This is a genomic window from Capnocytophaga haemolytica (assembly GCF_001553545.1).
Taxonomy (GTDB): domain Bacteria; phylum Bacteroidota; class Bacteroidia; order Flavobacteriales; family Flavobacteriaceae; genus Capnocytophaga; species Capnocytophaga haemolytica.
Window position 1 is genome coordinate 23430 of record NZ_CP014227.1, and the last position, 24348, is coordinate 47777.

Here is a 24348-nt window from a genome sequence, read left to right on the forward strand (position 1 = left end):
TACAGAATAAGAAACTTCATTACCTTTGCCGTTGAAAGCAAGATAATGAAGTTTTTTATTTTGTTAGAAACGCTTTGTATTAGGTTGTAAAAGTAGAATGAATCCTGAACATATTTCAAAGAGTAAGAGCTTTTATTGCGTTGGGCTAAGCTACAAAAAGGCAGATGCTACAATGCGAGGTCTGTTTAGCCTTAGTGCTGAGCAGAAGGAATTGCTATTGGAGAAAGCAAAGGCAAGTGGCATTGATGAGCTGATGGTGATATCTACCTGCAATCGCACGGAACTTTACGGCTATGCAGAGCACCCTTTCCAACTGATACAGCAGCTATGCGCCTTCTCAAAAGGTACGGTTGAGGACTTTCAAGAGATTGGCTATATCTTTAAGAACCGTGAGGCTATTCAACATCTTTTTGAAGTAGGTACGGGCTTAGATAGCCAAATATTAGGTGACTTTGAGATCATTAGCCAGATAAAACAGAGTTTTGTGCTATCACGGGATAAGGGATTGGCAAAGGCATTTTTAGAACGCCTTATCAACAGCGTGATCAGTGCGAGCAAGCGTATTAAGAATGAGACAGCCCTCTCAGCAGGGGCAGCCTCAGTATCATTCGCAGCAGTGCACTACATTCTACATAATGTGAAGGAGGTTTCACAGAAGAATATACTGCTTTTTGGGGTGGGAAAAATAGGTCGCAACACTTGTGAAAACCTTATCAAACACACACAGAACAAGCACATTACCCTCATCAACCGCACACGCGAGAAGGCAGAGCAGGTGGCAGGTAAATTTAGTCTTATCGTAAAGGATTTTGAGGATCTGAATCGCGAGATCGCACAAGCTGACGTGATGGTAGTTGCCACAGGAGCTTCAACACCGACGGTTACTAAAACACTTATCACCCAACAGAAGCCGTTGCTCATCTTGGATTTATCCATCCCTAAGAACGTGGCAGAAGAGGTGCAAGAGCTACCTAATGTTACTGTAATTCACTTAGATACACTTTCGAAGCTCGCCGACGACACCATTGAGCGCCGTAAAAAAGCCATTCCTGATGCAATGCGCATCATCGAAGAGATGAAGGCTGAATTCCTGCAATGGCTCGACCGCAGAAAGTTTGCCCCTACAATCCAAGCGCTGAAATCAAAGCTCGAAGGCTTAAAGCTGGCTGAAATCGACTTCCAACGCAAAAAGATAGAGGGCTTTAACGAACAGCAGGCAGAGCTTATCAGCAATCGCATTATCCAGAAGATCACTACACAGTTCGTCAACCACCTCAAAGAGGCGCAAGATATGGAGGAGAGCGTGAATTGGTTACAACAAGTTTTTCAGTTAGAAGTTGCTGAGAACGGATAATTTACTTACTTTTGCGCTAACTTTTAAAAAGCGTATCAATGAGACGAATTAGAATCGGCACCCGAGATAGTGAACTTGCTTTATGGCAGGCACATACTGTACAACGCCAGCTAGAAGCCTTAGGCTACCAGACTGAGATTGTAGCTGTAAAATCAGAAGGGGATATCATCTTAGATAAGCCTCTGTACGAGATGGGCATTGTGGGGGTTTTTACCAAAACCTTAGATATAGCAATGTTGCAAGGGCAGATTGACATTGCTGTACACAGTATGAAGGATGTGCCCACTACCCTACCCCAAGGCATTGTACAAGGGGCCGTGCTGAAGCGTGCCAATCCTCACGACATTTTACTTTACAAATCAAGTGCTGACTTTGCTGAAAACACTGCCTCAGTAGCTACTATTGCTACCAGCAGTTTGCGCAGGAAGGCACAGTGGCTGCATAGGTTTCCACTTCACACCGTAGAAAACTTGCGTGGGAATGTGAATACACGTCTACAAAAATTAACTGACAGCACGTGGGATGGCGCTATCTTTGCCGCAGCAGGCTTGGAACGCATCAATAAAAAACCTACGAACCATTTGGTTCTGGACTGGATGTTGCCAGCACCTGCACAAGGGGCAATGGTAGTAGTAGTAAATGAGAAAGATGCTTATGCCCGCAAGGCAGTAGCACAGCTCAACAACCCTACCACCGAACTCTGTACTGAGGTAGAAAGGCAATTCTTAAAGACCTTAGAAGGGGGATGTACTGCACCTATTGGAGCTTATGCCTACTTCGAAAACAACACCATTCACTTTAAAGGAGGCTTATTCTCTCCTGACGGGAAGGAGGCTATCACAGTAGACGAGACAATTGAAAGCAGTAAAGCCTCAGAGGCTGGAAAACACTTTGCCACAATGGTTTTAGCCAATGGAGGAGCAGCCATCATTGAGCAATTCAACACACAAGCAAAATAAAATCTTCATCTTTAGTATTGTCAATTCAAAAAATCGGCGTACCTTTGCCGCCGTTTCTGAGCGGTAGCTGCTGCTCGCTGTTTTATAAAAAATAGTGTAATGAATATTAAAAAATCTCTCTTATGGGTTGCTGCGGCGACCTTATTTGTGGGCTGTAAGTCGGCTATGGACATAGCTTCAGCCTCTTTTGATAAAGCACCAACTACGCTTACCAAAGAAGGTAAGAAATACACTGACGAGGCACTAAAGCCTTGGCCTCACGAAAGCCTTACCACAGGTTTCCCAGGGATCAACCTCAAAGGGGCTTACGAACTGCTTAAAGGTATGAAGCCTCAGACAGTGATTGTGGGCGTAGTGGATTCGGGGGTGGATATTGACCACGAGGATTTGAAGAATGTGGTGTGGACAAATACTAAGGAAATCCCTGGCAATGGCATTGATGACGACAAGAACGGCTATGTGGACGATATCCACGGTTGGAACTTCTTGGGCAATATCGGGGCTGAAAACACAGAGATGACGCGCATCGTGAAATCGGGCAATAAGAAGAACCCTGATTATGCCAAAGCTAAAGAAGCCTACGACAAGGATCGCAAGGAGGCTAAGGAAGATAAGGAACAGTACGAACAGCTTTTGCAGGTGGTTACCTTCTCAGATGGCATTTTGAAAAACCTCCTCAAGAAGGATGTTTATACCCTCGAAGATGTTGAAAAGGCTGCCAAAGGCAATAAGTACGACGCTTACACCTCTGAGGCGATTGCTTTTATGCGCCAGATACTCGGCAAGACAGGCAATTCGGCAGAGCTCAAAAAGGAGTTAGAGCAAGGCTTAGAGCACTTTAATACGAAGTTAGACCGCCACTTAAACACGAAGTTCAGTCCGCGTAAGGACATCTTAAAGGACGACGAGAATGATTTCAGCAAGAAATACTACGGCGACAACAATGTGAAGGGTCCTGTGCTTAAGGATGCTCTCCACGGCACGCACGTTGCAGGCATCATCGGTGCTGAGCGCAATAACGGCAAGGGGATGAATGGAGTAGCTAACAAGGTGCTCATTATGGCAGTGCGTGCAGTGCCTGACGGCGATGAGTACGATAAGGATGTGGCACTTGCAATCCGTTACGCTGTGGACAACGGTGCTAAGGTAATCAACACCAGCTTTGGCAAGGGCTATTCACCTCATAAGGAATGGGTGTACGACGCTATTAAATACGCCGCTGCTAAGGATGTGCTTATCGTGAATGCTGCGGGCAACGATACGAAGAACATCGACTTGGATAAGAATGCGACCTTCCCGATGGACGAGATCAACGGCAAGGAATTTGCGGATAACTTCCTCACCGTAGGGGCATTGAACTACGAGTATAACGACCATTTGGTGGCTGAGTTTTCTAACTACGGCAAGCGCAACGTAGATGTGTTTGCCCCAGGGGTGAAGATTTACTCTACCACACCTGATAACAAATACGAGTTTTTGCAGGGTACTTCAATGGCGGCACCTGAGGTAGCGGGCTTAGCAGCACTGTTGCGCTCGTACTTCCCTTCGCTTACTGCCGCACAGACAAAGAAGGTTATTATGCAATCGGGAGTGAAGGTGAATATGGATGTGCTCATCGGTGATGAACGCGGTGATGCGGCACCTAAGAAAGTGCCTTTTGCGGATCTTTCAACCACAGGCACTATCGTCAATGCGCGCAATGCAGTGATATTAGCAGCACAGCTGACAAAGACAAAGATGAAAAAGTAGCTTTTAGCCCTTGGCTAATGGCTTTTAGTAAATAGAGAAAAGTAAAAGAGCCGCTCTGAACAAGTCAGAGCGGCTCTTTTATTGCTGTAAAGTAAGCGATTATTTGCCTTTTTGGTATAATTCCGCTACCTTATCCCAATTGATAACATTGAAGAAAGCCTCGATGTAGTCGGGGCGGCGGTTCTGGTAGTTAAGGTAATAAGCGTGTTCCCATACGTCCAAGGCTAAGATGGGCAGTGCCCCTTCTGCGCAGTTGATGGCGGGCATCAGCGGGTTATCCTGATTAGGGGTAGAGCAGACAGAGAGTTTGCCCCCTTTGCTCACACATAGCCAAGCCCAGCCCGAGCCGAAGCGCGTAGCCGCAGCTTTGGAGAAGACTTCTTTGAAACCTTGGAAGCTGCCGAACTCAGCATCAATAGCCGCAGCCAGTTCGCCTGAGGGTACCCCGCCGCCATTAGGGCTCATCACCTCCCAGAAGAGGCAGTGATTGTAATAGCCACCCCCATTGTTGCGCACTGCAGCATTGTTCATATCAAGGGTGGAGAGGATTTCCTCAATGGTTTTGCCCTCTAACGGAGTGCCATTGATGGCGGCATTGAGGTTGGTGGTGTAGGCATTGTGATGCTTGGTATGGTGTATTTCCATAGTGCGAGCATCGATGTGAGGCTCAAGGGCATCGTAAGCATACGGCAATTTAGGTAATGTAAATGACATAGTTATTGTTTTTTAGTTATTAGGCGGCAAAAGTACGAAAAAGATTTTAGATAACACTACTCGTGATTGTTTTCTCCTTCAAGTTATTTTTTAATCACTTTTTTTACAACTACCTATACTATTTATAAATCACTATAAATCATCAATATAGATCGTTTTTTAGAGGTGCAAAGAAATAAGTGTATTTATTTTTTTACTGAAATATTTTTGTAGTTCGCTAAAAAGTCGTACTTTCGCCGTTCGATTAATCATAGTTAAAAATTTAGACGTATATAAACAATGGCAGTTCTTGAGAAAATTAGAAGTAAGACCGTTTTTTTGATAGCGATCATTGGGCTTGCCCTTTTCGCTTTTGTGATTTCAGATTTCATTGGTCGTGGGAAGTTTAGTGGCGGTGTTCCCTCTGCAATAGGGAGTGTAAATGGTGAGGATATCCCCATTGGTCCCTTCAGAGAGCAGGTAGAGAATGCTCAGCGCCAATATGCAGGTGCAGGAAGCGCTTGGGTAGCACAGCAGATTTGGAAACAGAATGTGCAACAGACGCTTCTCAACCAACAAGTGGAAAAATTAGGGCTGAGTGTGGAGAAAGAGCAAATACTCGCTATTCTTGAAAAATCGGAATTGGGCAAAGATCCTAATTTCACAAATGAGTTTGGTGTATTCGATGCTAATAAATTTACTGCGTATATAGCAAACATAAAATCATCAAATCCTCAGGCTTACGCTCAATGGAAGCTGCAAGAAAATGCTATCGTTCAAGAAACTAAAATGCAGATGTACTTTAGCTTGATCGGGGCGGGGTTAGGCGTTACCAAAGCTGAAGCTGAGATTGACTACGCTCAGGAGAAAGATATGGCAGACATCAACTACGTAGCCTTGCCATACAACACTATCGACGACAAAAGTATCAATGTAAGCGACAGTGAAATAGAGCAATATATTAAGAAGCACGAGAAGCAGTTCAAGCAAGAGGCTTACCGCAATATTCAATACGTAGTAATCAATGAGCGACCTTCAGCTGAAGATATCCAAAAGGAAAAAGAAGCTACTTTGCAATATCTACGCCCTGAGATCGTTTTCAATGCGAAGACAAACAAGAATGATACTATTGCAAGTTTTGCAACTGTGAAGAACGTACGTGAGTATGTAAACAGACGCTCGAATGTGCCCTTTGATTCCTTGTTTGTGAAAAAAAGCGATCTCCCCGTTATGTATGCTGATACGCTATTTAATCTGCCAATAGGCAAAGTTTTTGGTCCATACGAAGATGGTAACACCGTTAAACTCAGCCGTATGTTGGCTAAAGAAATGAACGGTGCTGTGAATGTAAGTCATATATTAGTAGCTTATGAAGGAAGCCAAGGGGCTAATCCAGCTCTTAAGCGCACTAAAGAGGAAGCTAAAGCACGTGCCGAGGAATTGCTCACTCAGGCAAAGACTCCTGAAGCAAACTTTGATATCTTAGCCATAACCAGCTCTGACGACCCAAGTGTACAACGCCGTGGTGCTAACTTAGGGTATATCACCAAAGGACAAATGGTAAAACCTTTTGAGGAGTTTGCTTTTAACAATCCAGCAGGCACTGTGGGAGTGGTAGAAACTGACTATGGATTCCACGTGATAAAAGTAATTGATAAGGTAAATACAGTACAACTGGCTACCATTGTACACAATATTGAACCTTCAGATAAAACCATTAACGAATTATTCTCAAAAGTAACTAAATTCGAAATGGATGTGAATGAAAAACCAAAAGAATTTGGTGCTATTGCCAAGAAATCTGACCTTTCAGTGCTCCGTGGGGATTATCTTCATATAAATGATGACAACATACCTGGCTTAGGTTCTAACCGCCCATTAGTAAAATGGCTGTTCGAAAAAGACACTAAGATAGGAGATGTAAAGATGTTCAACTCCAATAGTAACTATGTAGTTGCTCAATTAGTAAAGAAAGGAGAGGAAGGTATCAGCTCAGTAGCTGATGTACGCGATATTGTAAAACCTATTCTTATCAAGCAAAAGAAAGCTGAGATCTTGAAAGGGAAAGCAAAAGGTGGTAATTTAGAGGCAATTGCTTCAGCAAATAAGACCGAGGTTAAAACAGCTAATGGCTTAACAATGAAGAGTGCAATCATTGCAAACGAAGGTCGCGAACCTCGCGTAGTAGGGGCTGCTTTTGGTTTGAAACAAGGTACAACCTCTAAGCCTATCGAAGGAGAAAGAGGTGTGTATGTAATCAAACTTAACAGCCTACAAGTAGCTACCCCTCCTATCAACTATCGCCCTTATGCTAAGGCTATTGAAACTCAACGTCTATCAGGTGCTATTGACGAGGTACTCAACGCTCTTGAAAGTACTGCGAAAATCAAAAATAATCTAAGTACCTTCTATTAGAAGAAATAGAAACTGAAAAAGATAAATTAGGAGTTAAGAATAGGAATGTGATGCCTATTCTTAACTCCTAATTTTTATTTACCACTCTAAATTTTGGCTGTTTAGGATATTTTTCGTACTTTTGCGGGGTGTTAATTAATTATTTAATAGTGTGGATTTAAGCGATTACAGAAAGACTTACAATAAGCAGGCACTCTTAGAGGGTGATGCCCCTGAGAACCCTATGGAGCTATTTCAGCGGTGGTTTTATGATGCTGATGAGAGTGAGAGTGTAGATGAGGCAAACGCGATGTCAGTGGCAACTATCGGCTTAGATGGTTTTCCTAAAACGCGAGTGGTGTTGCTCAAGCAGTTTACTGCCGAGGGCTTTATCTTCTACACTAACTATCAAAGTGAGAAAGGGCGTGCTATTGCGGCAAATCCACATTTGTGCTTGTCGTTCTTCTGGGCAGGATTAGAGCGGCAGATCATCATCAAAGGGATTGCTGAGAAGGTGGCTGAAGGCACCTCCGATGGTTATTTTGCTTCGCGCCCTGTGGGTAGCCAGCTGGGGGCAATGGTCTCACCCCAAAGTGAGGTAGTGCCTTCACGGGAATACTTAGAAGAAAAGCTCCACGCCTTAGAGCAAGTCTACGCCGATAAGGAAGTGCCTCGCCCAGCCTATTGGGGAGGGTTCTTAGTGCGCCCTGTGTCAATGGAGTTCTGGCAAGGACGCCCTAATCGCTTGCACGACCGCCTGCGGTATACCCTCACTGACACTTACGATTGGATAAGAGAACGCTTAGCACCTTAATAGAATTTTTATGAAGAATTGGATATTTTTAATACTTATAGCATTGCCTTTTACAGGTTTTTCCCAAGAGGATATGGATGAAGGCGTAATGAGCTCCGTTAAACAGACGGTTACCAACACTTCCGTAGACCTCGACTATCTTGAAGATCAGTTTTACGTAGGCTTCACTTATGATTATCTGGCGGTGAAGGCTACCAATGTGGTGCAGCATAACCTTTCGCGAGGTATACATGCGGGCTTTTTGCGGGATATTCCCATAAATGCGAAGCGCACTGTTGGCTTTGCGGCGGGCTTGGGCTATGCTTACGATCGTGTGTATAACAATATGCTCGCTACCAAGACTGCCACAGGCGTGGATTACCAAATTGTAGAGCGATTTAAGGATTTAGACCTCAGCAGGAACTTCTTTGAGACCCACACCGTTGAGTTTCCTATTGAGTTTCGCTATCGCACCTCTACCCCTGAAAGTCATAAGTTTTGGCGCGTGTACACAGGTTTGAGACTTGGGTATATCTTCAGCGAGCGCAGTTTGAATACACGCAGTAGTGTCTCCACCTCATTTCAAAATCCTGACATTAATAAGACGTTTCAGTGTAAAGCATTTGCTGTCTTTGGCTATAATGCGCTGAACTTCTTCGTGCAATACAACCTTACCCCACTGATGAAAGATGCCCATACTGCAGAGGGTACTAGCCTGAAATCAAACGTATTACAAATAGGATTAATGTTTTACATCTTATAGAATGGAAGAGCATATCACACGTTGGCGATTGATACTCGGGCAAGATGTGCGGGCAATGGGCGAGGCTGCCCTCAGCGAAGAGCAATCACTGTTAGACGCTACCCTTGCGGCACTCTATGACGATACTGAGGGTGGCAAAGGCAGTGGTCGCGGTGCTGGGTTGGGGAAGTCAGCTCCCAATCTCGCTAAGTGGCTCACCGATGTGCGCAACTTCTTCCCGCCAGATGTGGTGAGTATCATACAAGCGGACGCCATTGAGCGCAAAGGGCTTACCAAACTGCTCTTTGAGCCTGAGACGCTCAAGAATGTGAAGCCCGACATCGCTATGGTGGGCACGTTGATGGCACTGAAAGGGCAGATACCTAAGAAGTCAAAGGATTCGGCACGTGAGCTAGTAAAGGCAGTAGTAGATGAGATAATGAAGCGTATGGAGCAAGACCTACGGCGTGCAGTAACAGGGGCACTTAACAAGAAAGCACATACGCCGATTGCCAACTTCTCCTCCACAGACTGGAAGCGGACTATCAATCGTAATTTGAAGAACTACGACACGGAAACCAAGCGACTTATTCCTGAGAAGTTTTACTTCTTTGAGCGTACACAGAAGCAAAAGAGCTGGACGGTAATCCTTGATATCGACCAAAGTGGCTCGATGTGTGACTCTATCATCTACTCTTCAGTGATGGGCTCCATCTTTGCCTCAATGCCTGCGTTGGATACGCACGTGATTGCTTTTGACACTGAGGTTACCGACCTTACAGAACTCTGTCGTCAAGACCCTGTGGATATGCTCTTTGGGGTACAACTCGGCGGGGGGACGGACATCAATAAGTCGGTAGCATATTGTCAAACACTCATAGAGAACCCTCGCAAGACAATGTTTATCCTCATCTCTGACCTTTACGAAGGAGGCGTACGTGCGGGTCTTTTACGCCGCCTTGAGCAGATGCACAGCGATGGTGTAAAAGTGATGGTGCTGTTGGCACTTTCAGACAGCGGTCGCCCCGACTATGATGAGAAATTAGGTAAGGAAATTGCTAAGAAAGGTATCGCCTGCTTTGCCTGCACCCCTGACCGCCTTCCTGACTTAGTGGCGGCAGCCCTAAAAGGCGATGACCTCAATAAGTTCGAGGGGAGTGATAAAGGAGGCGAGAAGAACGTGTAAAGCATTATACAGATAAAAGAAATGGCTACCAATATGGATAGCCATTTCTTTTATCTGTAATAATATCTTGAGTTGCATTACACTTAATTCTTAAGAAAGAAAAGAATTCCAACACCACAAGTACGGAACACATACGGACGACATACGGATAAAATAGCCCATATGGACGCATAATACAAATCAGGTATTAGGTATAAACATTAGAACAATAAACTTTCTGAATGTTGAAATACAAAAAATATAATAAATTTCTCTCCTTTATCAGAAATTAGGTCTGAGCTGATTGTTCTTACTGTAGAAGTTTTCAATCACCTCAAGCACCTCATCTTCAGTATCTACTAAGTGAAACAATTCCATATCACCAGCACTTATATTGCTGAATTTCTCTAAAAGCACTTCCTTTACCCACGCAATCAGTCCTTTCCAATACTCTGTACCCACTAAAATGATAGGTATTTGGTCAATTTTACGCGTCTGTACTAATGTTATTGATTCAAAAAGTTCATCAAGCGTACCAAAACCTCCTGGCATTGCCACTAAAGCCTGCGAATACTTCACAAACATCACTTTACGCGCAAAAAAGTAATCGAACTTGATATTCTTGTCGTGGTCAATATACGAATTGTTGGTTTGCTCAAAAGGTAGATCAATATTTAGCCCCGCTGACACTCCACCTGCCTCGTGGGCACCCTTATTGCCTGCTTCCATAATTCCAGGACCACCCCCAGTAATCACTCCGTAACCTGCCTCCACAATCTTACGACCAATACGCTCTGTAAGCTCATAATACTTACTGCCTGGCTTAAGCCTCGCAGAACCAAAAATACAAATGCACGGACCTATGGCACTCATCTGCTCATAGCCGTGCACAAACTCACTCATTATCTTAAAAATAGACCACGCATCGTGTGTCTTAATCTCGTGCCAAACTTTTGAATGTTTCTTACTCATATTTATTATTTTAAGTTATAAGGCTGCAAAGGTAATAATAATATTCTGAACAATACAAGTTTTTAGAGTAATATTCTAAAAATAAAAGCTCTGATTAATAAAAACACAAAAAAAGCCCTACCAAAGGCAGGGCTATCCAAACTTTCTCAACAGCTATTACATCTTCTTAGTAAGGCTATAATCAAGCTCTGTCTTGATTTCATTGCCATCCTTATCCAAGAGAAGGATCTTTCCATTATCCTTAAGGGCATAGTAGGTTTTCTCTCCTTTCTCGCTAGTAAGGGTAAACTTACCTCCTTCAAAAACAAAAGTGCCTTCTTGCTCATCTTTGAAATTCTTATCGGCAGCTTTTTCCTGCAAGCGATAGGTATTGTCGGCACGCAGTTCAAGAACGGTTACATACCCCCCTGTATCCGCAGCTGGTAATGTACCCACATAAGTTCCTGCCCAAGCGGGTGCTTCCATAGCAGGCTTTTCATCTTGCATCATCGCTGCCTCAGTAGTCTCAGAAGCGGTTTGAGCGTTGTTGCTGTTGGTGTTCTGGCAAGCGGCGAAAGCCATTGCCAATACGGCTAATGTTAAAATGTGTCTTTTCATTGGTGAAAAATAATTGATATTAAATATTACTTGTTACTTATCAAAATGCGTGCCAAACTTACAATAAACTCACTGCCTTTTCCTTCCTCACTGCTAAAGCTAATCGTCCCTTGATATGATAGCACAATATTCCTTACCATCGCCAGCCCTAAGCCGCTACCACTGCTCTTGGTGGTAAACTTAGGCTCAAAGATCTTTTCCTTATCCTCTTCGGCAATGCCTATACCATTGTCTTTAACACGCAAAACAATGCGATCTCCATCAGTGGTAAGGTTTACCTCTACCTGAGGATTTGCGATGCTCTCCGTGGCTTGTAGCGCATTTTTAACAAGATTGGTAACCACACGCCCAAGTTGATCTTTGTCGAAGGTGCTACTGATGTCTTCCTCGCTGTAATGGAAGTGCACTATGTCCGTATCGAAGATGTCGAGCGTACGCTTGATTACAGGTACGAAGTTGAAGTACTCATCGTTCTTAGCAGGCATATTCGTCAATGCTGAGAAGGCAGCAGAGATATTGCTGAGAATGTCTATCTGCTGCACTAATGATTCGCAGAACTCATTCATCTCTTCCTCAGTGAGCGTTCCTTTGCTGAGTTTGCGCTGGAAACTCTGTACCGAAAGGCGCATTGGGGTCAGTGGGTTCTTGATCTCGTGGGCTACTTGCTTAGCCATATCACGCCACGCCTGTTCACGTTCCGATTGAGCGAGGAGTTTTTTGCTATTCTCTATCTCGTCAATCATTGCATTGTAGGCACTGACCAATTCGCGTATCTCAGCAGGAGATGAGGTCAGTATGAGCTTCTCATTGCGTTCTAACAAACGTGTATGACCGAGCCGCTTCTCAATAGTTTTAAGGGATTTAGTAATATATTTAGAAATGAAGTATGCCACTGTTAGCGAGAGAATTAGCAGGGAAAAGTACACCACTGCCAATTGGTAAAGTGAACCCTCCAAAGCGCGCTCAATGAAGGTATCGTCCTCAAAGTAAGGAATATGCAAGATAGCAATGGGTTTGAACTGCGCATCAGTAATATAGCTGTACGATATTTGGTAGCCGTGCCCATTGTAGTCGTAATGTTGAGCAATACGCTTATCGAGCTGGGTACTGAGCTGATAGAGAATGTGTTCAGGGATAAAAAGGGCGTCCTTATCAGGCGAAAGTGTTGCCTTAGAACTCTTGAGCAGATTGCCATTAAGGTCATAAAGAGCAAAGTTGAGGTTCTCAATATTAGCAATCGTATAAATATCTTCCCTGAATATCAGCGGGATAAAGAAAGTTTCAACGGGATAAGTAGTGTTGGCAAATACGTAAGATATCTGCGTTTTGATCTGGCTCTCTTTGTCTACCAGACGCTCATCACGGTACTCAGTAGCTTGCTTGCGATACTGTGCAGCGAGCACCACTGCCAATATAGCAAAGGCTACGACCACCAACAAGGTCATACTCAAAAAGATGCGTAACCGGAGTGAGCTTTTCTTGAACATATCACTTTATTGCCACTACAAAAGCCGCTGGGTAAAGTCTCTTAATAGTGGGAAGGTTCTTCTCCGCTTCTAAACGTGTGCGGAAGCTCCCTACACGCACCTTGTAGTTAGGTGTCTCAAACGATAGACTCGCGGGATATTGCTTGAGTTTGCTCTTAACATCGAGGATAGCCTTATTTGCCTCCGTAATATTGCCATTGTAGATCTGCACTTGGTAAGCACTTTCATTGCGAGCCACTTCCTTCTTGAGCTCCATTGCCTCTGCAATATTTGCCCCTTGGTTATACGTCACCTGCGAATAGCCTACCGCAGCAAAAAAGAGGAGTAGTATACCTGTTATCAATCCTTTCTGTGTCATTATTTCTGTATTTCTTGTTTTATTAATGAATTGTTTTATGCAATCGCCAATACATCTTATTAATCCCTACGCCTACTAAAAACAGTAATAAGAAGAATAAGAATACCCCACCCAGCACTTTAAAGTTAATAGGATCGCTGTGAGGCACATAGATGATCTGTCCGTTAGCGGTACTGATAAGCCCCAAGAGCGTAATGAGTAGGCTCATCAAGAAGTGCAACTCCAAACGGATATCTTCCTCTGGCAATAACTTTTCCATTGCGAAGCTACCCCCGATGAGCACTACTACCGCTGCCCCGCCTACCACTAAGGCTATGGTATCAAAAGCTACCCCCGCCTGGCTGAATATCGCCTGCGTCAGCACATAGAACAGCGTTGGGAAAAGCAACAGATTAGGATACCATTGCAGCACCTGTGCCCACCTGTTAGGCTCGCCCTTAAAGAGCTTACGCAGCGCACTAAAGCAAAATGCTATACACACTGCCGTCTCTATGGTCAGCAGCACGGTGATATTGCTCAGCACTTTGCTATCGCTCATCATTGCAGCTAAGGTTACTGCCGACTGCTCAGAGGCGTAGTCAGCCATTAGCCATACAAAGCCAAAGGCAACAGCAGCAAAAACTGCCACCTGCCATACCTTCCAGAAGCTGAGCTTCAGCACAGCGTTAAGCATGATACATACGATCAGTAGCGTTATTATCATCGTTTACTTATCTATTACATACACAGCGTCCTCGCCTTGTGTCTCTTGCCAATGCACCACTACGCGCTCCTCATTGATAGCGTCTACCTGTCGTCCTTTATAGTCAGGCTGTATAGGCAGATGTCGGCTAAATCGCCTGTCGATGAGCACTAAGAGCTCTATCTCCGAAGGTCGCCCGAAAGACTGTATCGCTGTCAGTGCTGAGCGTATACTACGCCCCGTATAGAGCACATCGTCAATGAAAACCACCTTCTTGTCTTCCACAATAAAGTCAATAGCTGTAGTATTTGCCTGCAAAGGCTTTGCACTGCGTCTGAAATCATCGCGGAAAAAGGTGATGTCTAACAGCCCCAGCGGTACGTCTGCCACACCATAATCACCCTGCAATAATCGTACCAAACGCTGTGCCAAGTACGTCCCTCGTGGCTGAATACCCACAAACACCGTCTGACTAAAATCGCCGTGGTTCTCAATGAGCTCACACGCCAAGCGGTGGAGTATCACATCGATCTCCTTCGCACTGAGCAGTTGTTTCTTATAACCTTCCATCACTCACAAATGCTTATAAAGTTAGAATTGCAGCGTGCTGAGGTTCTTCTGTGCATCCGCATTGCCTTGACTTACTGCCTTCTCAAAGAAAGCCTTCGCATTCGCACGGTCGCCGAGCATATAGTAGCACGAGGCGCGATAGTTGTTCATCACCCCGTCAAGTTCCACGCCCAAGCTCTCCATCTCTGCCATATCGACAATAGCCTTCTGATATTGCTGTGTGCTGTAATAACTGATCGCGCGGTATCTGTGTGCATCAATATGCGCGGGTACTTTCTCTAAGAACTTCGTCAACGCAGGAATTGCCGCTGCAAAATTGCGCTGCATATAGAGCTGCATCGCCTCAGTGTAAAGCGGGGCAAACTGCTCCACTTGCAAACGCGAAACGATCTTATTGTGATTGTTCACTACATCCTTATTGTCAGGCAAATACACGATAGCACTGTCCAACGTAGTGCGCGCATCGTTGATAAGTCCATTTTTCTCCTGCAAATACGCCAAAGAGTTCCAAGCCTGTGCCTCTCCCCTACGCTCTGCAAGTGAAGCCTTATCCACGTCTATATGCCACCAATTCTTTAAATGTTGCTTCCATTTAGGTACTGGCTGCTGAACACTATCCTTCGCCAACCCTAAAAACTCCTTAAGCAACTTGATCGACTCCAACTCCTTACCCATACCGTTGAGCGCAAAAGTCTCCAAGTTTGTATTGCCGTAAAAGTTAGGCTTGATCATACGCGCCTTATGGGCATACTTGTAGATACTGTCAAACTTCTTTTCAGGTTCCATAAAATACGATACCGCTATAAAATACTCAGGACGCGCATCCCAAGGGTGGTACTTGATAGAGGAAAGTATCTTACGCGCCTCATCAAATTTCTTCTCGTCGATCAGGTAGCGCGCCTTCTCTACATCTACGGGCTCTGCCACTGCCGTCAGGTTAGGTATTTTAGGGTAATTCTTTATCAAGTAATCCGATGGCGACTTTGTTGGGCGCACTCCTTGTTGCTCCTCTTTGACCATACGCTGTATCTTCGACGAATCGAAGTACATACGCTGCACAATCACATTCAGCACGCAAGCCGCCAAAGCCACCAAGCCTACCATCCCTACTACTGCCAAAGCAGGTTTACGCTCATCTCTACCCTCAGCTCCCTGTTTCGTGTTCTCTGACCGCTGATAGTAAATCACTGCTAAGCCCACAGCAATCCCTACAAAGATACCAAAGAGTGCCTGTATTTCAGGTCTATCCTGAGGAAAGTTGAAGAAAGCATCAAACGAATAAGCAAACAGCCCAAACAGCGGCAGGAAGAACCACTCTTCGAGCTTGTGGTCTTTCCTCTTATAGGTCGACCACAAGAAATAGTACGCTGCCAGCAAGAATATTGCCACAAAGGCAATCCCCGCAGGGATACCCATCTCAGCAGGAATTTCTAAGAAGTCGTTGTGGTTCTTGTACATATAGATATAGTGCGGACTATAAGAGTTTTCATACTGCAAGAACCGCACCTTCCAGTTGCCTATCCCCACCCCAAGCAAAGGATTGTTGGGGATCATATCCGTCGCAGTGATTGTCCACGCCGTCTTACGCAAATTATTACTCGTGTTCTCCTGCTGCGCTACCGAAGCCAAACGCGCACCGAAACTACTGCTTTCGCGCACCGACTCAGGATAGAGATAATTCTGCACAAAACTAAAAATTGCAAAAGCCACCACTGCCAACACTAAGTGCATTATCACGTTTTTGCCAATTTCCTTGCGCTTGAAGATAAAATAATCAAGCAAAGCGTAAACGATCAGGATAAACAGCGTTAAGAATGTCGCTAAATAGAACGCACGCGTACTCATAAAAAGCACCGCCAGCGTACCGACGAAAATCCCTACACCACCTACAATACGCAGGTTGCCCTTCTTAAAATAAAACAACCACAACGCAAAGGCAATCTTTATAAATATTGCCGAAGCTAAGATATTCTTATTCGAGTAGCCCCCTTTGATGTTATAGTCGGTCATTGTGCCCTTGATGATGTCCTTCACACCGCCCATTGTCACCAAAAAGTCGTAGCATAGCAGCACCACCATAGCCACTGCCAAGTGTACCAAGCTCTTGCGGTTATAAATCACCAAGGCTGAAACCATCCACGCCGCCGAAAAAGCCGTAAACACCTTGAAGAAGTGCAAGATGGCCTCTTCTACATCAATAGCTTTGGCAAACGATAGCAACCCAAAAATCATTATTACCGAGTAGGCAATCCCTATCTTATTGCTGAAAAAGCCAAACAGCACGTGGGTGCGTTCCCTAAAATCCTTGATACCAAATACTAATGCAGCAACCACCAAGTTCAATATCGCAAAGGTATAGAACTTTGTAGCGTTAGAGTCAAACGCCATCCAATTGGGTGTAAGCACCGTTACATAGCCATAGGCGATCAGCAGCACACTCACCAATAAATTGAGTTGGGGGTTTGTCTTTGTTTCAGCAACACCTTGGGTAGTAGCACTTGCTGGCTGCGAAGTTGTGTTTTGCTTGTTATGCTTCGTCTTCATATATGAATTGTAGTTTTTATCAATAAGCCATTTAATCAGGCAAAAGTAATAAAAAATACTTACATACAAGTATCCTTCCTTATAAAAAACTTATAAAAATATACAACACACTAAAAATCAAGATAATAAAAAAGAGCTGCCTGAGTTGTCAGACAGCTCTTATATGATAAATTAGTAAAAACACCATTACATAGTAGTAGTGCTTGATGAGGCAGCTGCTGTAATCCCAAGAAAACCAAGGAAAAGCAAGCCTATAATAATGAAAAACAAACTAATCACTAAGCCTGCAATCGCTAGCCCCTTTGGTTGTTTAAATAACCCTACAATGGAGAAAACCAGCCCTAATGGCCAAAGTACAAAACAAAGGAAATTTATAAACGGTATAAATCCCAAAAGCACATTTACTAATGAGATTACAAAACCTGCTGTACCAATTCCGTTTGACTGAGCCTTTACCACGTAAATAGGCTGATTCTGATTTTGAGTTTCTTCTGTACTCATACGTAAAACATTTTATAAATTAAACTTCTATATTTACACACATCAAAGTGTACCACACAGCAAAAGTACAAATAAAAAATAACATAGCAAATATTTTTTACACAAAAAAAATTATATATTAAACATTTCGTAGGGCAAACCTGTGCGCCGTACCACCTCTTCGGTGCGTTCGTAATGCGTGTCGGTGATGAAGAGCTGCCCGAAATGCTGCTGAGTAACTAATTGCACCAATTGTGCTACACGGCTGTCGTCGAGCTTATCGAAAATATCGTCTAAAAGCACAATGGGCACCACACCTACCTCGCGCTTGAGCATCTCAAACTGCGAGAGCTTCAACGCCACCAAAAACGACTTCTGTTGCCCTTGACTGCCATAGCGCTTCATTGGGTAGCCTTCTATCTCAAAGAGCAAGTCGTCCTTATGCGTGCCCACAGTGGTGTACTGTGCTGCCCTATCCTTGGTGATATGTCCTTGCAGAAGGTCTGCCAAAGCAGCTGTATGCAGCTGACTCTCGTAACGCAGGGCTACACGCTCCTTCGTGCCTGAAATGTAATTGTACTGATCGATGAATACAGGCAGGAAAGCCTCCATAAAGGCACTTCGCCGCTCGTAGATTGCCTGCCCTGCCTCAGCAAGCTGCCCATCGTAGATCTGCAAGGTCGAACTATCGACAAAGCCCCCCTCAGCCCATTGCTTCAAAAGGGTATTGCGCTGCAAGAGCACCCGATTATAGCGCAGCAAATGGGCTAAGTAATGCGCATCAAACTGCGAAATCACACTGTCCAAAAACTTCCGCCGCGTCTCGCTGCCTTCGGTAATCAAATCCCTATCCGAGGGCGAGATGATCACCATTGGGTATTTGCCTACGTGGTCAGCCAGCCGCTCATAAGCCTTGCCATTGCACTTAAGCACCTTCTTCTGCCCTTTTTTAAGACTGCAAACAATCTGCTCAGCGCGCTCCCCCCGCTCAAACTGCCCCTCAATCAAGTAAAAATCCTCACCGTGACGCACATTTGCCACTGCCGAAGGCTGAAAATAACTCTTGCCCATCCCCAAGTGATAAATAGCATCTAACAGATTGGTCTTTCCCACTCCATTATCACCCACAAAGCAGTTCACATTTGCTTTAAAGTCAAAGGTTTTTGAAGGGATATTCTTGTAATTGACCACCGATAACCTCTTAAGTAGCATCGCTTATTCCTTAATCGTTATAGGCACGTCACCTTTCACCTTTTTGCTGTCGGTAACCGTAAGGGTAGTGGTGCCCGTGGCAACCCCGGTGATGCTGATAACCGTACCCGAAACCGTTGCTGTTGCTACCCCTCTATCAAAACCACTAAGGGTGTAGCTCGCAGTGCCCGACGTGATGGTAAGCGTTTGCGTAGCCCCTACGGCTAATTCAACCGCTGGAAGGCTAAAAGTAAGCGTTTCCTCCTGCACCGTAACGGCGATGGTCTGCTGTTGTGCTGTGTGCACGTCTGTTACGGTAACCGTAGCTGTACCCCACTTCAAAGCTGTTAAGCTCACCGTACTGCCGCTTACCGTTGCCTGCGCCACTGTAGCATCGGAAGTGCTAACCGTATAGCTTTCGGTGCCGCCTGAAATCTCTACCGTAGCCGTTGTGCCTGTAGCCGTAAAGCGCACCTCAGTCTTCGAGAGGCGTAGTTCATTCTTCTGCACTACAGCTTGCAACTTAGCACTTTTGCCAATGGCATCATACACAAAAAGAATGGCTTCACCCTCTGCCTTGCCCTCAAGCACTACGGTAGTGCCACTGATAGTTGCCTCAACATACTGCTTGTACTTATCGTCCATCTTAATGCGATAGCCTCCATTACCCGAAAGTATCCTCACCGTCTCAGTGGCATTCAAAGACACATTCACTCCCGCCTTTTCCAAGCGAAGGTCAAAACCATTATCGGCAGACTTCTCGCACGAAGTAGTGCACAAAGCCAGCACAGCCCATACAACAGCAAAAATAAAACTTGTATTTTTCATTAAAGTATTGATTCTATCTATATATGAAAGAGGAAAAAGAAATTTAAGCGTTCTGCATCAATCGTTGCTTCTGCTGTTGAAACTCCTCTTCGGTGATGAGCCCTCGCAATTTAAGGCTATTGAGTTTTGAGATCTCATCAGCAACTGAGAAAGTATTGGCGTTAGTAACTGTCTGCCTATTAGCCTCAGCAGCACGAGCCACTTCGGCGTTGCGTGCGGCTTCAGCATTGCGTTCTGCTTCGAGGCGTACTGCCTCAGCACGAGCCACTTCAGCATTGCGAAGCGCTTCTTTCTCTTGGCGTATAAGGGCGTTGATCTGCCCTACCATATCGTTGTAGCGAGTCATATAGGTATACGAAAAGGCTGTGCTCACTCCATCTGTACGCCTGATAGAGACCGTACCATAACCCAAGAGGTATGATATCATTCCTTTCTCATAAAAAGCCTCATATATATCGTAAACAGGAATGTTAAAATAAGTTCTGTTCCAAGGTAGCACACCACTTTTAATAATGAGCTCCTTATCAGTGAGCGTCAATGAAACCGAGCGCGATACGAAGTAGCTCCATACCGCATAACCGAGCAGAATACAAGAAAGTATCCACCAATACTTGCCTAAAAATAGTAAATAAAGCGCTACGATCACTGCCAAAGCAGGCAAAACATACGAAATCCAGTGCTTCTCAGAGAGCACCAATACTTGCTTATCATTCATCTGTGTGTCATTCATAACTTAAGAAATTTCAAAAACTATTTGGCAAAAGTAGTACAATATTTATACCTACACAAGAAATCGGCAAATTATTTTACTTCTCCTCTACAAAAAGAAGGGTAAAGATAGCCCATACTTATCCCATCAAATATGCTCTGAAAATATGCTCACAAGGATGATTACAACAAACATCAACACACTAAAACATAAACCTACAACAGCTAAAGTTCGCGGTTGTTTGCTTAGCCCTATTGACGAAAAAATAGTCCCTAAAAACCAACAGATTAAAACGATGATACCGCCTGCCATATCAACTGCATCCCCCTCTATACCCACAGTAGAGAGTATTCCAAGTACCATTGAGATAGGCAGCAACATTATTGAGAGTACAAAGCCCACCACCCCAAACACATTGTTAGGATTAGGCTGTTCTTGCTCTTCAAAAGATACAAAAGGTTTCTGCTCAGAAGAAAAATAATCTACATCCATACACAAAACTATTTACCACACGGCAAAAGTACTCATAAAATAAGTTCTAAACAACAAACACACGGATTTATTTTCTATATTAACAAAATGAACAAGTCCTCTGAAACCGTAGCTCCAAAGGACTTGTCCTCTAAAATAAATTATTTAAAACAACAGTAATCATTGATCACTTATTTTATTGCCTCGTAAGCTCTGATGGCTTCTACAAAGCGGGCATTGATGTCCTCTGCTTTATAAAGTCCATCGGCATTGGCTTGCAAACCCTTTAACTTCAATGGGAATACCATTGGCGGATTCTCAAGGGTCAGCGTATTCAAATGACGCAACTGATCGGTGGTTTGGTACACCAAGTTTACCCCAACAAATTCCTTACCACTCTTATCTGCCCATTTCTCAAATACTAACTTACAACCGATAGGAGTTTTCTTTTCGATGGTGTTAGGCAGGGTGTACTCCTCAACCCCAAGGGCAGCATCTACGCTGGCAATGTTAGAGTCGTGCCCACAAAGAAAGGTAAACTTACGCGCCTTTGCATTGAGCTCATCGTTCATATACACCAATAGCGGGTGGGCTACATTTACTGCTACTACAGGAGCTGTGAAAAGCACATCGCCATACACATCTTTTACCTTAGCAATGTTCTCCCAATCCTTGATAGTGAGTTTCTTGCCAAAAGCGGCTTTTAGCGCATCAGGTTCTTCGTAATATTGCAAGATAAACGCATCGGAAGCTGAGTTTGCTAACTTCAATGAGCCTTTCATTCTTGGCTCCTCACCTACTTCGAGCAATATCTGGGTATTGTAGTCATTAAATGCACAAGCAATACCTTCCTTACAAGCGGGTGAATCCTTTAAGTCGAGCACCTTAGCGATGATGTCGTAACTAGGTTTCAAGCCCTCATTGATGCCTACAATACCTTTCTTACCTCCCATAGCATTGATTTGCTCCATAGCTTCTTTTTTGAAACTATCGGTTACCTTGGTAAGGCGTGGAAAGAACACGGGGTCCATCTTGCTAGGCGAAAAGCGGTGATTTACCCTGAGCCCTGCCATAGGCATAAAGGCTGATGAAAAGTACTCCGCTGTAGCGATGGTACGCTGCATACTATTGGCATAGATGTTCACCTCATCGGAAGTAGGCACGTAGTTTTCGGGGAAAAGCCCCTCGCTGATCACCCACTTGCGGAAATACTGCCCCATCATCGTCTCCAACACACCTCCACGTAGTGTCAATTCACTCGGTGCTGAGGTCCAGTTAGTCCATTGGTGGGTACTCATCTTGCTGAGTGTACTCCCATTAGTAGAGAGTGGTGAGCGGATACTGTGGCGACTGAGTATCACCACTTCTTTTAATTTGTATTGATCTTTAAACGCCTGCGAACGCTTCACTTGTGCGTTCATCACTCCAGAGGCTAATACTGCTACTACCAGCAGCAAACTGTAAAATATATTTCTTAGTTTCATAATTGTTTTTTTTAGGAATCATAAGTCAGGAACAGCAGGTCAGCATACTGGTTGCTGACCCCCGTTCTCTGTCTTCTATTTCTTAAAACTTAATTTGTAAACGTGTTTCTAACATCGCTACATTAGCATCCACGGGGCCGTAGCCTGCTGTTGTATATGATGCTCTTACCCTCCATATCATATACTTATTGATATAGTAGTTGTAGGTAAGTGAATAGTCGTTAGTGCGACCCCCAAGTAAGTCTGCTTTGCTATCTGAGAGGTCGGTATAGTTATAGCCGAGCACTAACTCCATAGCTCCTGGGCTTGGGGTATCAATACCACTATCCACGTGAGTGTAAGTATAGTCATCCCCTCGTAGAAGTCCGCGCAATGAGCAGTAAGCACCACTAGCGTGAAAATCCTTCATTCCATTGTTACGAGCCACTTGCATATAGTAATACTGTGCTTCAATACCCAATCTGCCTTTGGCTGCTGTAAGTTCAGGAGTAAGGCGGATCAAGTTCTTCGCATTAGGCACCAAGATATGGATCGCATCTACCTTAGCAATACGGGTAGGAAAGTTTACACCAAACTCAAACGATTTGTGATTCTCAGTAGCAACCTTATTATATCGTGGTGATTCTATAGCTCCTGACATCCCTACGTGGAATATCTTTCCTGGTTCACGTAGTGGTCGGTATACCAAACGCGTCAGAGCGCCTACCCCTTGATTACCTGTTTTATCAGAAGATTGCTTCATTGCCTCTGTTTCTGAGAAATAACTAAAGGTTCCTAAAAAGTCGTTGTTATCGTACACAAACATAGCCCCTAACAAACGAGGTGTCCCAAAGATGCCTTGGCTCATAGGCTCTTCCATCGAAATCTTGAATGAAGAGCTGGTAGCACTCTGCAAACCAAATTGGTGCACAAAGTATCCCATACGTAGCAGGCTGTGCTCTCCAAACTTCTTTTGAATAAAGATATCCTTCAAACCTACCTTCCCTAAGGCAAACCCTACATCCACCTTAGCCGACCAATCGCCGTACTTAGCTGAAACACCTGCACGTGCATCAGGAATAGCAAAACCATCGTTGAGTTGATTATCCAAATCTTCTTTATCAGCACTGAATACCCCTGCGTCCAACAGCACACGCCCAATAGGCTTTACACTGAGCTTAGGCTCTTCTGGTTCTGGCATTGGTTTAGGTTCCTCTTGTGGAGGAGTAGGTAGTGTTTCTTGTGGCACTTCTTGAGCATACATCGCCCCTGTCAGCATCAATAAAGCCGACATATACATATACTTTTTCATAATATCTCTTGGATTTTAGTTCTACTTCATATTCTTATCAAAAGTGCTCTTAGCTACTTTACCTTCTTTTACGAGCTTAGCAAACTCTTTCTTAGCTTTCTCGAGCTGCTTCATAAAGTTCTCGTTGGCGTGAAGGCGTGCTACTACTGCACTTGAGATCACGCGTGCTGCATCTACATCACTTTGGAAGTGATAACCGCAGATCACACGGCTTTGTCCCATTTCATAACCGCGTTTTAAGATTTCATTCTGGCGATCTACATTGATTTCAGCCAGCACCAAAGCCGTTGCCCAACCAATGGCTGTATGCCCTGATGGATAGGATCCATTAGTAGAAAGCTCTTTTTGTTGCTCTGGATTGCAAGTTTCTTCGTTGTAGAAAGAGAACGGACGCACGCGCATATAGTGTTTTTTAGCAGCACGTGTTGCTAAGTCGCCCGCATCCTCACGCATATTTACCACGAGCTTGTAGATCTCAGGAGTGGTAGCCTTAGAAATCTTTACTCCAAAGGCTTCTGAGAAAGCGTTAGGCACCCCATCAGCCTCTACACGTGCATCGTGAAAGGCTTGTGTACCACGAGGGGTATTGCGCTGCATCTTTCCCCACTGATATTGAGCCTCATCGTTGAGGAAGATAATGCTACCTGGCGCTGGTGGCGGTGGCAATAAATAAAGGCTGTTTGCCACATCATCAATCTGTAAGAAGTACAAGTCGGGCTTGGTTCTTACGTCTTTAATCTTTTCCTGAGCAAAAGCTCCCAAGCTTAGCAATGAGAGTGCTAAGCCCAACAAAATGTTTTTTTTACTCATTTTCATTTTTTCAAGTTGTTAAAAT

General features: G+C 44.3%; 23 protein-coding genes. 7 read left to right on the plus strand and 16 right to left on the minus strand.

Translation table 11 applies throughout. The features are described from left to right. The first annotated feature begins 97 nt into the window (after window positions 1–97). The 3 genes from hemA (at window position 98) to AXF12_RS00170 (ending at window position 4062) form a co-directional block, all read left to right on the plus strand. Window positions 98–1354: a glutamyl-tRNA reductase gene (hemA, locus tag AXF12_RS00160; RefSeq protein ID WP_066427506.1), complete on the plus strand. Its 1257-nt coding sequence runs from the start codon at window positions 98–100 to the stop codon at window positions 1352–1354. A 38-nt stretch (window positions 1355–1392) separates the two neighbouring features. Next, the gene (gene hemC, locus AXF12_RS00165) at window positions 1393–2313 is read left to right on the plus strand and encodes a hydroxymethylbilane synthase (RefSeq protein ID WP_066427509.1); all 921 of its coding nucleotides are present in this window, start codon (window positions 1393–1395) and stop codon (window positions 2311–2313) included. A gap of 105 nt (window positions 2314–2418) precedes the next feature. After that, window positions 2419–4062, plus strand: a complete 1644-nt coding sequence (locus tag AXF12_RS00170) for a S8 family peptidase (RefSeq protein WP_066431616.1) — start codon at window positions 2419–2421, stop codon at window positions 4060–4062. Between the two features lie 99 nt (window positions 4063–4161). Here AXF12_RS00170 and AXF12_RS00175 read toward each other — a convergent pair whose 3' ends face one another. After that, window positions 4162–4776 carry a superoxide dismutase gene (locus AXF12_RS00175; RefSeq protein WP_066427511.1) on the minus strand — a complete coding sequence of 205 codons (615 nt, stop codon included), beginning with the start codon at window positions 4774–4776 and terminating at the stop codon, window positions 4162–4164. 279 nt (window positions 4777–5055) lie between these two features. On the opposite strand from AXF12_RS00175, the gene AXF12_RS00180 reads away from it, so the two are divergent. The 4 genes from AXF12_RS00180 to AXF12_RS00195 all read left to right on the plus strand — a co-directional run bounded on the left by AXF12_RS00180 (window position 5056) and on the right by AXF12_RS00195 (window position 9870). Next, window positions 5056–7170, plus strand: a complete 2115-nt coding sequence (locus AXF12_RS00180; protein WP_066427512.1) for a peptidylprolyl isomerase — start codon at window positions 5056–5058, stop codon at window positions 7168–7170. Window positions 7171–7321: 151 nt separating this feature from the next. Beyond that, the gene (gene pdxH / locus AXF12_RS00185) at window positions 7322–7963 is read left to right on the plus strand and encodes a pyridoxamine 5'-phosphate oxidase (protein ID WP_066427514.1); all 642 of its coding nucleotides are present in this window, start codon (window positions 7322–7324) and stop codon (window positions 7961–7963) included. Between the two features lie 10 nt (window positions 7964–7973). Continuing rightward, the gene (locus tag AXF12_RS00190; RefSeq protein ID WP_066427516.1) at window positions 7974–8705 is read left to right on the plus strand and encodes an outer membrane beta-barrel protein; all 732 of its coding nucleotides are present in this window, start codon (window positions 7974–7976) and stop codon (window positions 8703–8705) included. 1 nt (window position 8706) lies between these two features. Continuing rightward, entirely contained in the window at window positions 8707–9870 is a 1164-nt protein-coding gene (locus AXF12_RS00195) for a VWA domain-containing protein (protein WP_066427518.1), read from the plus strand. Window positions 9871–10131: 261 nt separating this feature from the next. On the opposite strand, the gene AXF12_RS00200 is transcribed toward AXF12_RS00195, so the two are convergent. The 15 genes from AXF12_RS00200 to AXF12_RS00270 form a co-directional block, all read right to left on the minus strand. Next, entirely contained in the window at window positions 10132–10821 is a 690-nt protein-coding gene (locus AXF12_RS00200) for an LOG family protein (RefSeq protein ID WP_066427520.1), read from the minus strand. A 156-nt stretch (window positions 10822–10977) separates the two neighbouring features. Continuing rightward, entirely contained in the window at window positions 10978–11418 is a 441-nt protein-coding gene (locus AXF12_RS00205; RefSeq protein ID WP_074860919.1) for a copper resistance protein NlpE, read from the minus strand. 26 nt (window positions 11419–11444) lie between these two features. Beyond that, window positions 11445–12905, minus strand: a complete 1461-nt coding sequence (locus AXF12_RS00210; RefSeq protein ID WP_066427523.1) for a sensor histidine kinase — start codon at window positions 12903–12905, stop codon at window positions 11445–11447. Between the two features lies 1 nt (window position 12906). Further along, window positions 12907–13263, minus strand: a complete 357-nt coding sequence (locus tag AXF12_RS00215; RefSeq protein WP_066427525.1) for an SPOR domain-containing protein — start codon at window positions 13261–13263, stop codon at window positions 12907–12909. Window positions 13264–13285: 22 nt separating this feature from the next. After that, the gene (locus AXF12_RS00220; RefSeq protein ID WP_066427527.1) at window positions 13286–13966 is read right to left on the minus strand and encodes a hypothetical protein; all 681 of its coding nucleotides are present in this window, start codon (window positions 13964–13966) and stop codon (window positions 13286–13288) included. A 3-nt stretch (window positions 13967–13969) separates the two neighbouring features. Continuing rightward, window positions 13970–14515, minus strand: a complete 546-nt coding sequence (gene pyrR, locus AXF12_RS00225) for a bifunctional pyr operon transcriptional regulator/uracil phosphoribosyltransferase PyrR (RefSeq protein WP_066427529.1) — start codon at window positions 14513–14515, stop codon at window positions 13970–13972. A 21-nt stretch (window positions 14516–14536) separates the two neighbouring features. After that, a complete protein-coding gene (locus AXF12_RS00230) occupies window positions 14537–17059 on the minus strand; it encodes an O-antigen ligase family protein (protein WP_066431618.1) in 2523 nt (840 codons plus the stop codon). 186 nt (window positions 17060–17245) lie between these two features. Further along, on the minus strand, window positions 17246–17560 hold the full coding sequence (locus AXF12_RS00235; protein WP_066427530.1) for a hypothetical protein: 315 nt from the start codon (window positions 17558–17560) through the stop codon (window positions 17246–17248). 111 nt (window positions 17561–17671) lie between these two features. Further along, window positions 17672–18751, minus strand: a complete 1080-nt coding sequence (gene recF / locus AXF12_RS00240) for a DNA replication/repair protein RecF (protein ID WP_066427532.1) — start codon at window positions 18749–18751, stop codon at window positions 17672–17674. Between the two features lie 3 nt (window positions 18752–18754). Beyond that, on the minus strand, window positions 18755–19558 hold the full coding sequence (locus tag AXF12_RS00245) for a hypothetical protein (protein ID WP_066427534.1): 804 nt from the start codon (window positions 19556–19558) through the stop codon (window positions 18755–18757). Between the two features lie 43 nt (window positions 19559–19601). After that, window positions 19602–20288 carry an SHOCT domain-containing protein gene (locus AXF12_RS00250; protein ID WP_066427536.1) on the minus strand — a complete coding sequence of 229 codons (687 nt, stop codon included), beginning with the start codon at window positions 20286–20288 and terminating at the stop codon, window positions 19602–19604. 126 nt (window positions 20289–20414) lie between these two features. After that, window positions 20415–20759, minus strand: coding sequence for a hypothetical protein (locus AXF12_RS00255; protein ID WP_066427537.1), 345 nt, complete (start codon window positions 20757–20759; stop codon window positions 20415–20417). Between the two features lie 170 nt (window positions 20760–20929). Next, entirely contained in the window at window positions 20930–22222 is a 1293-nt protein-coding gene (locus tag AXF12_RS00260) for a histidine-type phosphatase (RefSeq protein WP_066427539.1), read from the minus strand. 82 nt (window positions 22223–22304) lie between these two features. Further along, window positions 22305–23513, minus strand: a complete 1209-nt coding sequence (locus tag AXF12_RS00265; protein ID WP_066427541.1) for an OprO/OprP family phosphate-selective porin — start codon at window positions 23511–23513, stop codon at window positions 22305–22307. A 21-nt stretch (window positions 23514–23534) separates the two neighbouring features. Next, window positions 23535–24323 (minus strand): acid phosphatase, encoded by a 789-nt coding sequence (locus AXF12_RS00270; RefSeq protein ID WP_066431621.1) that lies wholly within the window; start codon window positions 24321–24323, stop codon window positions 23535–23537. Window positions 24324–24348 lie beyond the last annotated feature (25 nt).

Coding starts and splice junctions, on each gene's coding strand:
- hemA (WP_066427506.1), top strand. CDS start 98: ATGAATCCTGAACATATTTCAAAGAGTAAGAGCTTTTATTGCGTTGGG.
- hemC (WP_066427509.1), top strand. CDS start 1,393: ATGAGACGAATTAGAATCGGCACCCGAGATAGTGAACTTGCTTTATGG.
- AXF12_RS00175 (WP_066427511.1), bottom strand. CDS start 4,776: ATGTCATTTACATTACCTAAATTGCCGTATGCTTACGATGCCCTTGAG.
- AXF12_RS00180 (WP_066427512.1), top strand. CDS start 5,056: ATGGCAGTTCTTGAGAAAATTAGAAGTAAGACCGTTTTTTTGATAGCG.
- AXF12_RS00190 (WP_066427516.1), top strand. CDS start 7,974: ATGAAGAATTGGATATTTTTAATACTTATAGCATTGCCTTTTACAGGT.
- AXF12_RS00195 (WP_066427518.1), top strand. CDS start 8,707: ATGGAAGAGCATATCACACGTTGGCGATTGATACTCGGGCAAGATGTG.
- AXF12_RS00200 (WP_066427520.1), bottom strand. CDS start 10,821: ATGAGTAAGAAACATTCAAAAGTTTGGCACGAGATTAAGACACACGAT.
- AXF12_RS00205 (WP_074860919.1), bottom strand. CDS start 11,418: ATGAAAAGACACATTTTAACATTAGCCGTATTGGCAATGGCTTTCGCC.
- AXF12_RS00210 (WP_066427523.1), bottom strand. CDS start 12,905: ATGTTCAAGAAAAGCTCACTCCGGTTACGCATCTTTTTGAGTATGACC.
- AXF12_RS00215 (WP_066427525.1), bottom strand. CDS start 13,263: ATGACACAGAAAGGATTGATAACAGGTATACTACTCCTCTTTTTTGCT.
- AXF12_RS00220 (WP_066427527.1), bottom strand. CDS start 13,966: ATGATAATAACGCTACTGATCGTATGTATCATGCTTAACGCTGTGCTG.
- pyrR (WP_066427529.1), bottom strand. CDS start 14,515: ATGGAAGGTTATAAGAAACAACTGCTCAGTGCGAAGGAGATCGATGTG.
- AXF12_RS00230 (WP_066431618.1), bottom strand. CDS start 17,059: ATGAAGACGAAGCATAACAAGCAAAACACAACTTCGCAGCCAGCAAGT.
- AXF12_RS00235 (WP_066427530.1), bottom strand. CDS start 17,560: ATGAGTACAGAAGAAACTCAAAATCAGAATCAGCCTATTTACGTGGTA.
- recF (WP_066427532.1), bottom strand. CDS start 18,751: ATGCTACTTAAGAGGTTATCGGTGGTCAATTACAAGAATATCCCTTCA.
- AXF12_RS00245 (WP_066427534.1), bottom strand. CDS start 19,558: ATGAAAAATACAAGTTTTATTTTTGCTGTTGTATGGGCTGTGCTGGCT.
- AXF12_RS00250 (WP_066427536.1), bottom strand. CDS start 20,288: ATGAATGACACACAGATGAATGATAAGCAAGTATTGGTGCTCTCTGAG.
- AXF12_RS00255 (WP_066427537.1), bottom strand. CDS start 20,759: ATGGATGTAGATTATTTTTCTTCTGAGCAGAAACCTTTTGTATCTTTT.
- AXF12_RS00260 (WP_066427539.1), bottom strand. CDS start 22,222: ATGAAACTAAGAAATATATTTTACAGTTTGCTGCTGGTAGTAGCAGTA.
- AXF12_RS00265 (WP_066427541.1), bottom strand. CDS start 23,513: ATGAAAAAGTATATGTATATGTCGGCTTTATTGATGCTGACAGGGGCG.
- AXF12_RS00270 (WP_066431621.1), bottom strand. CDS start 24,323: ATGAGTAAAAAAAACATTTTGTTGGGCTTAGCACTCTCATTGCTAAGC.